General features: G+C 70.8%; 9 protein-coding genes. 5 read left to right on the top strand and 4 right to left on the bottom strand.

Annotation, left to right across the window (positions count from 1 at the left end):
- Positions 1-93: 93 nt before the first annotated feature.
- Positions 94-1,977 (bottom strand): glycosyltransferase family 2 protein, encoded by a 1,884-nt coding sequence (locus ACUJ8O_RS08975; protein ID WP_063190159.1) that lies wholly within the window; start codon positions 1,975-1,977, stop codon positions 94-96.
- A 150-nt stretch (positions 1,978-2,127) separates the two neighbouring features.
- Between ACUJ8O_RS08975 and rfbB the strand changes: the two genes are divergently transcribed.
- Positions 2,128-3,123 carry a dTDP-glucose 4,6-dehydratase gene (rfbB, locus tag ACUJ8O_RS08970; protein ID WP_063190167.1) on the top strand — a complete coding sequence of 332 codons (996 nt, stop codon included), beginning with the start codon at positions 2,128-2,130 and terminating at the stop codon, positions 3,121-3,123.
- A gap of 13 nt (positions 3,124-3,136) precedes the next feature.
- Positions 3,137-4,552, top strand: a complete 1,416-nt coding sequence (locus ACUJ8O_RS08965; protein WP_400409838.1) for a sugar nucleotide-binding protein — start codon at positions 3,137-3,139, stop codon at positions 4,550-4,552.
- A 60-nt stretch (positions 4,553-4,612) separates the two neighbouring features.
- On the opposite strand, the gene ACUJ8O_RS08960 is transcribed toward ACUJ8O_RS08965, so the two are convergent.
- Positions 4,613-6,022, bottom strand: coding sequence for a polysaccharide biosynthesis tyrosine autokinase (locus tag ACUJ8O_RS08960; protein WP_400409841.1), 1,410 nt, complete (start codon positions 6,020-6,022; stop codon positions 4,613-4,615).
- A gap of 257 nt (positions 6,023-6,279) precedes the next feature.
- On the opposite strand from ACUJ8O_RS08960, the gene ACUJ8O_RS08955 reads away from it, so the two are divergent.
- The 3 genes from ACUJ8O_RS08955 to pth all read left to right on the top strand — a co-directional run bounded on the left by ACUJ8O_RS08955 (position 6,280) and on the right by pth (position 8,892).
- Positions 6,280-7,500, top strand: coding sequence for an O-antigen ligase family protein (locus ACUJ8O_RS08955; protein ID WP_241252562.1), 1,221 nt, complete (start codon positions 6,280-6,282; stop codon positions 7,498-7,500).
- Positions 7,501-7,685: 185 nt separating this feature from the next.
- Entirely contained in the window at positions 7,686-8,309 is a 624-nt protein-coding gene (locus ACUJ8O_RS08950; RefSeq protein WP_044659564.1) for a 50S ribosomal protein L25/general stress protein Ctc, read from the top strand.
- 7 nt (positions 8,310-8,316) lie between these two features.
- Entirely contained in the window at positions 8,317-8,892 is a 576-nt protein-coding gene (gene pth, locus ACUJ8O_RS08945) for an aminoacyl-tRNA hydrolase (RefSeq protein WP_206495930.1), read from the top strand.
- Between the two features lie 43 nt (positions 8,893-8,935).
- Here pth and ACUJ8O_RS08940 read toward each other — a convergent pair whose 3' ends face one another.
- Positions 8,936-9,511 (bottom strand): arsenate reductase/protein-tyrosine-phosphatase family protein, encoded by a 576-nt coding sequence (locus ACUJ8O_RS08940; RefSeq protein ID WP_206495929.1) that lies wholly within the window; start codon positions 9,509-9,511, stop codon positions 8,936-8,938.
- An 83-nt stretch (positions 9,512-9,594) separates the two neighbouring features.
- A complete protein-coding gene (locus ACUJ8O_RS08935) occupies positions 9,595-10,122 on the bottom strand; it encodes a DUF2505 domain-containing protein (protein ID WP_145950476.1) in 528 nt (175 codons plus the stop codon).
- Positions 10,123-10,277: the final 155 nt, after the last annotated feature.

Below are 10,277 nucleotides of genomic sequence, written 5' to 3'. Positions count from 1 at the left end.
TAGCGACACTGCACTGGCTCGCCACCATCCTTTAGCAACACACCCTAGGCGGCACCGCCCGCCCGGGGGCCTGTCCCGGAGAGGCCCGGGCCCTCAGCTGCCCACTCGCTGCCCGACCATTCGAGCAAGGTGGGCTGCCGCGTGGGCCGGCGTCGCCGCGCCGCGCCAGCTGTCCTGGAACATTGCCAACACCTCGCGGAATGGCATGCCGATACGTGCGGCCCGTTTGGTCAGCTCCCACCGATGTGATCGCGCAAGTTCTCGGGCCTCCTCCGATGTGCCGTGCTCTGCATTGCGCAAGGCCGCGAACATGGACCGGACAAAACGGGGACTGTCATGCGCGAACCCCACTGCGCCCAGAGAGGTTGCCAGCCGCCTGACGGCAACGAGGGGCTCCTCCGTGTAGGTGAAGCGATATCGCGCCGCCAGACGGGTGAGGAGCTCAAAGTCCTCGTAGAAGAGATCCTCGGCGTAGCCGCCCTCCCGGCGGAGCGCACCTGTGCGCATGAAGAACGACGCCGCTGGGATCCAGTTGGAATCGACAAGGCATGCGAGGGTGTCTTCGCTGCGTTGCGGTTCGTCCGGCCATGGAAACTCGACGCGCGAGGACGGGTGGAGCACCGAGGAGTTCTCGTCGATGACCACGGCGTCGCTGTAGGCAAGGACGACATCATCTGGAGCGGTCCGCAGGAGCTTCTCGTGGACCGCGATGCGATCTTTGCGCATGGTGTCGTCACCTGCGATGTAGGTGACGAATTCGGTGTCCACTTTGTCCAGCAGTCGGTTGAGGGTCGGATTCAGCCCCATGTTGGTGGAATTCGGATGGAACTCGAACGACGATGGCGCGTCTGCGAGCCACTGTCGGATGACCTCGGCGGTGTCATCTCTCGGGGATGCGTCATCGGCGATGAGGACTCGGACCGGAGGCACGGTCTGGCGTCGAATGCTCTCCAGTGTCTCGATGACGTAGGGAGCGTGGTTGTAGGCGACCACCAGAACGGTCGTGCCCGGGTGGTGTGGGCACCCGGAGTCACCCAGCCCTAGACCGACCTGTGATTCGGCCTGCCGCCGGAGGACTCGATGGCGCGTCCACCCGTCAACGAGTCCCCAAGCCGTCGCCACGCGATCGACCGCGCCAGGCCAGTCTCGGGCCTTCAGCCCGGCAGCCATAGCGGCCGCAGCCGCGCCCGCGCGGGTCAGTTCTGTGGTCGGTGCGGAGCTCAGTTCGGGCACCGCATGCCAGGCGTCCCGCGCAGAAGCGGCCTCCGCAAGTGAACGTCCCGCCCGGGCCCGCGTACGGACGCGGTCACGCCATGCGGAGGGTCGGGAGTAGATGATGCTCATGGCTCCGCAGTCCGTGATCGGCACGCCGGCGCGGTCGAGGCGGAAGGCCAGGTCGTTGTCCTCGCCACCGCGGACGAGGGCCGCATCGAACCCCCCGACGGCCAGCAGGACGTCCCGTCGGGCGGCGAAGTTCCCGCCCATGAGGGCCGGCCCCATCGACCCCCGCCCTGCAGGACGTGGGGGGACCGGCACGGTCTCTGCCACCAGCATCTCGAGTTTTTCCGCGAGTGACTTGCCGGTGAGCTGTGTGTCCTCCTTGACCACCACGCCACCGGTCACGACGGGGAAGTCGTCGAGGAACTCGTGAGCGAGCCGACACCAGTCGGGGTGGACAAGGTCGTCGTCGTCGCAGAACGCTAACCTTTCGGCCGACGCCTCGCTGATGCCACGGTTTCGGGCGAAGGCCGCACCGCGATGTTCCTCGGCGTCGACCACGCGGACGGTCACGCCATCAGGCAGGGGTCGGAGAGCGGCGACATAGGATCCCAGCCACGCATTTCCTCCGTTGTCGCACAGCAGGATTTCCCTCGGCGGCGCATCGGTTTGACGTAGCAGAGCCGTGATCTGGTCCTTCAGGGGCTGTCCGCTGCGGTGGCAGGGGATGATGATCGACAGCCGCGGTGACTCGAACATGGCCCTCCATCGTCGACTGGGTGTGTCCTGAGACCTCTTGCCAGACTAGTGGGATCTTCTCGGCCAGAGGCGTCGTCCGGCCCGCACGGATCGGTATCGCCCGGCCAGGCGGCGGTGGGTGAGCTGAAGCGCTCCCGATACCCTGACCTCATGCGCATCCTCGTCACCGGCGGCGCCGGGTTCATCGGATCGAACTTCGTCCACCACGTCGTCCGCGAGACCGGGCACGACGTCGTCGTCCTGGACAAGCTGACCTACGCTGGCAACCGGGAGAACCTCGCTGGCCTGCCCGAGGGCCGCGTCACTCTCGAGGTGGGGGACATCTGCGACGCGGCCCTGGTGGACCGCCTGGTCGCCGAGTCGGACGCCGTCGTCCACTACGCGGCGGAGTCCCACAATGACAATTCGCTGAACGATCCCTCGCCGTTCATCCAGACGAACATCGTCGGAACCTTCGTCCTCCTGGAGGCGGTCCGCAAGCACGGCAAGCGGTTCCACCACGTGTCCACGGACGAGGTCTACGGCGACCTCGAGCTGGACGATCCGGCGAAGTTCACGGAGACCACCCCGTACAACCCCTCCAGCCCGTACTCGGCCTCGAAGGCCGGCTCGGACCACCTGGTGCGCGCGTGGGTCCGCTCCTTCGGCGTGCAGGCCACGCTGAGCAACTGCTCCAACAACTACGGCCCGTACCAGCACATCGAGAAGTTCATCCCGCGCCAGATCACCAACCTGATCGACGGCGTCCGCCCCCGCCTCTACGGCCAGGGCGTCAACGTCCGGGACTGGATCCACACGGAGGACCACTCCTCGGCCGTGCTGCGCATCCTCGAGCGCGGCGAGATCGGCCGCACGTACCTGATCGGCTCGGACGGCGAGAGGAACAACAAGGAGATCGTGGAGCTCCTCCTCGAGCTCTTCGACCGCCCCGCGGACGACTACGACCTCGTCGCCGACCGCCCCGGCCACGACCTGCGCTACGCGATCGACAACACCGCGCTGCGCACCGAGCTCGGCTGGGAGTCGCAGTTCACGGACATCCGCACCGGTCTGGCGGACACGGTCCGCTGGTACCGCGAGAACGAGGCCTGGTGGCGCCCGGCCAAGGACGCCGTCGAGGCCACGTACCGCGCCCAGGGCCAGTGAGGGGGAACCGCTGATGCGCATCACCGAGACCGCCATCCCCGGCCTGCTCGTCCTCGACCTCGACGTCCACGGGGACAACCGCGGCTGGTTCAAGGAGAACTGGCAGCGCGAGAAGATCCGCGCCCTCGCCGCCGAGCACCCCCGCCTGGCCTCGCTCGCCCCGGTGCAGAACAACATCTCCTTCAACGACGCCGTCGGCACCACGCGCGGCATCCACGCCGAACCCTGGGACAAGTACGTGGCCGTCGCCCACGGCCGGATCTTCGGCGCCTGGGTGGACCTGCGGGAAGGGCCGTCCTTCGGCGCCGTCGCCACCGTGGAGCTCGGCCCGGAGAAGGCCGTCTTCGTGCCGCGCGGGGTGGGCAACTCCTACCAGACGCTCGAGCCGGACACCGCCTACACCTACCTGGTGAACGACCACTGGTCCGCCGACGCGCAGGGCCAGTACACGTTCCTCAACCTCGCGGACCCGACGGCGGCCATCGCTTGGCCCATCCCGCTCGAGGACGCCGAGCTCTCGGACAAGGACCGCGCCCACCCGTTGCTCGCGGACGTCACCCCCATGCCGCCCGCCCCGATCCTCGTGCTCGGCGCCGGCGGCCAGCTCGGCCGCGCCCTCGTGGCCCGCGCCGAGGCCGCGGGGATCCCGGTCGAGGCCCATGGCCGGGACACGTGGGACATGACCGATCCGGCCTCGTGGCCGCGGGAGCACTTCCGCGGCCTGCGCGCCGTGGTCAACGCGTCCGCCATGACCGCGGTGGACACCGCCGAGACGCCCGAGGGCCGGGCCCAGGCCTGGGCCGTCAACGCCACCGCCGTCGCCGAGCTCGCCCGCCGCTGCACCGAGGCCGGCGTGCCCCTGGCCCATGTCTCCACGGACTACGTGTTCGACGGCGCCCTCCCCGTGGGGCAGGAGCACCCCGTGGACCACCCGCTCGCGCCGCTGGGCGTCTACGGCCAGTCGAAGGCCGCCGGCGAGGCCGCGGTGCGCACCGTGCCGCGGCACTGGATCGTCCGCACCTCCTGGGTGATCGGGGAGGGGAAGAACTTCGTGGCCACGATGGCCTCCCTCGCCGAACGCGGGATCGACCCGGCCGTCGTCGCCGACCAGCACGGCCGCCTCACCTTCGCCGACGACCTCGCCGACGCCCTGCTGCATCTGGTCACCACGGACGCGCCCACGGGCACGTTCCACATGACCAACAGCGGTGACGTGGTCACCTGGCACGACGTCGCCCGGTGGGTCTTCGAGGACACCGGCCACGACGTCGGGCGCGTCTCCGCCACGACCACCGCCGCGTACCTGGCCGGCAAGGAGGGCGTGGCCCCGCGGCCGACCAACAGCGCCCTCGACCTCGGGCCCCTGGCCGCCGTCGGCTACACCGCCCCGGACCAGCGCGAACGCCTGCGGACGTACCTGAGGCGCTGACCCCGTCTCGCACGACGAAGCCCCCGCCGGTTCCGGCGGGGGCTTCGTGCGTGGGGGCGATCAGCTGCGCGTGCGGGCCTTGCGGCGTGAACGCCGCCCCTTCTTCGCGGACGAACCGACGCTCGAGAGGTACTTCTCGTGGGACTTGTGGTACGTGCTCTCGTACCCGTAGCCGTAGCCGTAGGAGTAGCCGCCGCCGCGCTGGGAGCGCGCGACGCCGTTCATGACGACGCCCAGCAGATGCGCGTCCACTGCGGCGAGATTCTCCACAGCCGCCTCCAGGTGGTCCTTGCGGGTCCGTCCCTGACGCACCACGAGCACCGTCCCGTCCACAGCGGCGGCCAGGAGGGAGCCGTCCGTGACGGGCAGCAGGGGAGGGGAGTCGACGATGACGAAGAAGTCCTCCGACGCCAGCTTCAAGAGGGCCCGCATGCGCTTCGAGCCCAGCAGCTCCGACGGGTTCGGGGGCGTCCGGCCGGCGGGGAGCAGCGTGAGGTTCGGGATGCCGGTGGCCGCGAGGGCGTCGTCCGGCTGCACCTCACCGGCCAGCACCTCGGACAGGCCCACGTCGCCCGCCACCTGGAAGAGGTCGTGCTGCCGGGGCCGCCGCAGGTCGGCGTCCACCACGAGCACCCGTTCGCCGGCCAGGGCCAGGGCGCGGGCCAGGTTCGACGCGACCGTCGACTTGCCCTCGGAGGGGTCCGCGCTCGTGAACGAGACGACGCGCGGCGGCTCGTCGACGGAGACGAACTTGAGGTTGGTGCGCAGCGCCCGGATGGCCTCGCCGGCCCGGGGGTCGAGGTCCACGGCCTCCTCGCCCGTGCGGGTCAGGGACGCGTTCTCCGGAACGGCTCCGATCACGCCGGCGCCGGTGATCTCCTTCACGTCGGCGCGGCTGCGCACCTTCACGTCCAGGAGGCGGCGGAGCACGGCGATGGCGAGTCCCGCGCCCAGTCCGGCCACCGCGCCCAAGAGGACGTTGCGCCGGGTGTCAGGGCTCACGGGGGCAGAGGGCACGCGGGCATCGGACAGCGGCACGACCTCCAGCGGGCTGTTCTTGTCCACGTCCGCCGCCACGTCCGCCGTCGCCTGCAGTGCACTGTTCGCCAGCTGCGCGGCGGTCTCGGGATCCGTCGAGGTGGCGGTCACCTTGATCATGCTGGACTCGGGGACGAGCACCGCGGAGAGCGAGCCGTCGCCGTCCTGCCCCGTGTCCTGTGCCACGCGTTCACGCACGGCCTCGCTGTTGATCAGGGCGACGTAGGCCTGAGCCCGGCTCTCGGCGGGCAGGTTGCTGGTGATGAGGCTCTGATCTGCAGCCCGGGCGGCGAGGAACCCCTGAGATTCGGACGCGTAGATCCGGGGCTGCAGTGCGGAGTAGCCCCAACCCAGCAGACCCCCCACGAGGGCTGCTGCCAGGAGCAGCAGGAGGTTGGCGCGCAGGAGGCGGAAGAAGTCGACGATCGTCACGGGGCACCTCGGGGGTCATGGACGGGGATGCGCGGGCCGTCGTGGGCGAGGCACGCGCGGTCCACGGTACCAACACCCAGCGTCCGCTTTGAGGGCCCCAGGACGAGGCCCGCCGCCGCGCTACGCTGAGCCGAGTATCGCCCGGCGTCCATGAAAGGGTCCGCACCATGCGCTCGAGCACGCCCCGTGACCGGACGGCTGCCCGCGCCATGGGGGCCGTCGCGCCACCCGAGGCCCGGCCTGCCAGGGGCCACGCCTTGCTCGGCCTCGTCCCGGACGGTCAGGCCGCGTGGACCCGCTCCCCGTGGAACCCCTTGGTCACGCCGGCCTCACCGCGGCTGTTCGAGGCCGTGCTGGCCACCGGCCTGGTGATGGAGGCGTTCACCGCTCCCGGCCTGCCGATCCCGTTCGCGGAGTTCTCCGCCATCCTTCTGCTGCTCCTCGCCTCATTCCGGCAGCCCCGCCGGGACCTCTCCCACTACGGCGTGCTGGCCCTCGTCGCACTGGCCCTGGTGGCGTATCTCGTCGCGGTGACCGTGCACAACGACCTCGACCCCACGCGTCGCGCCACGAGGATCACGCTCCTGATCCTGCTGATCTACGCCATCGCCAGCGAGAGGATCGACATCAAGGGCGTCCTCTACGGGATGACGGCCGGAGCACTGATCAACGTGCCCCTCTTCTACGCGGGCCTGGCCCCGGACACCTACGGGGGCTACCTCACCGGCTTCCTCGGGGACAAGAACGTCTCCGGCCTCTTCTATGCGCTCCTGCCCGTGCTGCTCGTGGCCACCATGCAACGCATGGGTCCGAAGCTCCTCGTGCTGGGCGCCGGCTTCGCCCTGACCTTCCTCACCGGTTCGCGGACCTCGATGGCCGCGCTGCTCTGCGCGGTCGTGTGGATCCTCGTGAGCCCCTACCTGGGGCGGGTCCTGCGTATCGCACTGGGGGTCGTCATGGGTTGGTTCGTCAGCTGGGCCGAGGAGAACCTGGCCGACCTCGGCATCTTCGGAGACCGCACGGGCACGGACTGGTTCCGTGCGCAGATCCAGGAGGCGTCCGCGGAGAAGGTGGCCGACACGTCCTTCTTCGGCCAGGGACTCTCCACGGCATTCGTGGACCTGGACGGCGTGACCATGTTCTTCCACAACTCCTACCTGGGGCTCCTCGTGGAGGGCGGCTGGCCGTTCCTGGTCGTCGTGGTCGGCGCCTACCTCTGGCTGTGCCTGCGACCCTTCGCCCGGACGCACCGCTCGCCGTCCCGCGTGGCCGTCGAGGCCGCCGCGGTCATCATCCTGGTCACCTCCCTTCAGCTCGGTGAGGTGTTCATCACGATCTTCGGTGCCGTCGTCCTCGGCTGCGGCCTGCTGCTGAGCGCCCAGGAGAGTGACGAATCCCATGGCGCACCCGCGAAGGACCGGGCCCGCCGTCGGAAGCTGGACCGCATCGTGGAGCGGTCCCGACGAGCGAACCGCTGAGCGCGACGAGCATCACCGGTGCTATCCTGTCCAGGTTGCCCAGGCGAGGGAGCGCGCGCTCCGTGATCGACGAGGCCGCCGCCGCGTGTCAGCATGCTGGCCCGCTGCGGCACTGAAGCCCCCTCCTGGCCGCATCCCGCGCCGCCCCCGGCTGCGCGGCCGAGACCCCCACAGGAGGACGCATCATGTCTGACCAGCTCAAGATCAAGGTCACCCGCCGCACCGACTTCGGCAAGGGTGCCGCCCGCCAGGCCCGCCGTGCCGGCCTGATCCCCGCCGTCGTCTACGGCCACGGCCAGGATCCCGTGCACCTGCTGCTGCCGGCCCAGGAGACCACCCTGGCCGTCCGCAACCCCAACGCCCTGCTCACCGTCGTGAACGAGGCCGGCGAGGAGCACCTGGTCCTGCCCAAGGACATCCAGCGCCACGCCATCAAGGACACCGTGGAGCACCTGGACCTCATCGAGGTCCGCCGCGGCGAGAAGGTCATCGTCGAGGTCACCGTGCATGTCGAGGGCGAGGTCGCCCCCGGCAACGACTACGTGCTGGACTACGTCACCGTGCCGGTCGAGGCCGACGCCACCGACCTGCCCGAGGCCGTCACCATCTCCGTCGAGGGCCGCGAGGCCGGCGACCACGTGTACGCCCCGGACGTGCAGGTCCCCGCCGGCACCACCCTGCAGCTCGAGGACGACATCGTCATCGCCACCGTCTCGGAGGTCGTCGAGCAGGACCTCGGCGACGAGTCCGTGCAGGAGGAGCAGGCCGCCGAGTCCGCCGAGGGCGAGTCCGAGGGCTCCGAGGACTGATCACGCCATGACGACGGGGACCACGCTCATCGTCGGGCTCGGCAATCCCGGGCCCGAGTACGAGCGCACCCGTCACAACGTCGGCCAGATGGTGGCGGATGAGCTCGCCTCCCGCATGGGGGTCGGGTTCACCCGCCACCGGGCCGGCGCCGTGGTGGCCACGGGTCGCCTCGGCATCGGGGGACCGCGCGTCGTGCTCGGGAAGCCCACCGGCTACATGAACGTCTCCGGACGCCCCGTCTCCGCGCTGGCGTCCTTCTACGGGATCGGCCCCGAGGACCTCGTGGTGGTCCATGACGAGCTGGACATCCCGTTCGACACCCTGCGCCTCAAGCGCGGCGGGGGAGAGGGCGGCCACAACGGCCTGAAGTCCATCACCGCCTCGCTCGGCACCAAGGACTACGCCCGCGTGCGCGTCGGCATCGGCCGACCCCCGGGCCGCATGGACGTGGCCGACTTCGTGCTGCGCCCCTTCACCAAGCCCGAGCAGGACGTCCTGCCCCTGCACGTGGACCGCGCGGCGGACGCCGTCGAGAAGCTCGTCACGGACGGGCTCGCGCCCGCCCAGCAGGCGTTCCACTGACCTTCCACCCCGCGGCGTCGACGACGCGCGGGCCGTCCGGGTCTCAGTCCGCGAGGCTCACGGCGCGGGCCAGGGCGTCCGCGATGGTCTCCAGGGCGGGATCCATGATCCGGATCATCTCCGCGTACCCCTCCACCGGCCCGCGGAACGGGTCCACGATGTCGAGGGGCTGGGCGCTCGACCGTGCGAGGGCCCGGTGGTGGGCCGCCTCCGCCGCGAAAGCACGCACTCCTCGGCCCGCGGGGATCCAGTCCCGCCCGTCCCGCTCGTCCATCGCGCGGACCAGCGCCGCGAGCTGCAGCACGGTGAACACACGGGTGACCGCCTGCGGCACTTCACGAAGTGCGAAGCGCATGTGCTCCTGAGCCGCGGCCAGCACGAGGTCCGCCTCCACCACCATGAACGGCTGCAGAGCGGCAGGCCGGTGGCCTTCCAACCCGGTGACGCCGGCCTCGGCGCCGAGCTGCACGAGCGGCGGGGGCACTCTCAGGGCCTGGTTCGGCTGGGAGCCGGCGCTGCCGACCTCCACCCGGCCGGGGGCCAGGACCGCCAGCCGGCCCTGCAGGGCCCGGCTCGCATAGGCCGAGCGGCACACGTTGCCGGTGCACACGATGAGCACGGCGTCCGGCGAGGGAAGGGCCCGGCGCCCCCGCCGGGCCGGCGGAGACGGGCTCGACAGCGCCGGGCGACGGGAGAACGAGATCAACCGCGCGCGGCTCCGCCGTCACGCTCGAGCCACGAGGACAGCGCCCGGGCCTGACGATTGACGACCTTGCCGACCATCGGCTCGGCCTTCGCCGCGAGCTTCGAGCCCACCAGCGGGATCCGGCAGACGAGGGTGCCGTCCACGGAGAACTGGGAGCCCTCACCGGCGGCGGTCAGGCGGAGGGAGCCGTCCGCCGTCGCCTTGGCGGAGGGCACGGTGATGGTGGTGGTGCCGGTGCGGGAGCCGTCCGCGGCGGGCGCGTCCCACCGCTCCACCTGCTCCACCTGGAGGGCGGAGCCGATGAGCTTGCGGGCCATGTCCGGGACACGGTCCGGGATGCGGTCCGCGGGCAGGGAGCGCACGGCGGTGACGGTCATCGGGCCCTCCGGGGAACCCTCCACGGAGAACGAGACCAGGGAGCCGCCGAAGGACTCGACCACGGAACGGTGGAAGTCCTCGGACGCCAGGGCGGCTGCCACGGCCGACGGCGGGTGCGGGATGGGCTGCTGAGCGGAAAAGGCCACGGTGTCTCCTCGGGGTCAAGTCGGACCGCGCCCGGCGGGCCATGAGAGGGCCGGCACCGGTTCGCCGACGGCGATGGGCGTCCATTCCTCACCTTATATGCTGGCCTCCGCGACCCGGGTCCCGTGCACGGTGCCGGGACCGGCCGCGCGACCCC

Source organism: Micrococcus sp. EWR3.9.1, from assembly GCF_052615555.1.
This window is presented reverse-complemented; position numbering and strand designations above follow the sequence as displayed.

Bases quoted from the DNA above. Each gene is read 5' to 3' on its own strand.
- ACUJ8O_RS08975 (WP_063190159.1), bottom strand. From the start codon at position 1,977: ATGTTCGAGTCACCGCGGCTGTCGATCATCATCCCCTGCCACCGCAGC.
- rfbB (WP_063190167.1), top strand. From the start codon at position 2,128: ATGCGCATCCTCGTCACCGGCGGCGCCGGGTTCATCGGATCGAACTTC.
- ACUJ8O_RS08965 (WP_400409838.1), top strand. From the start codon at position 3,137: ATGCGCATCACCGAGACCGCCATCCCCGGCCTGCTCGTCCTCGACCTC.
- ACUJ8O_RS08950 (WP_044659564.1), top strand. From the start codon at position 7,686: ATGTCTGACCAGCTCAAGATCAAGGTCACCCGCCGCACCGACTTCGGC.
- pth (WP_206495930.1), top strand. From the start codon at position 8,317: ATGACGACGGGGACCACGCTCATCGTCGGGCTCGGCAATCCCGGGCCC.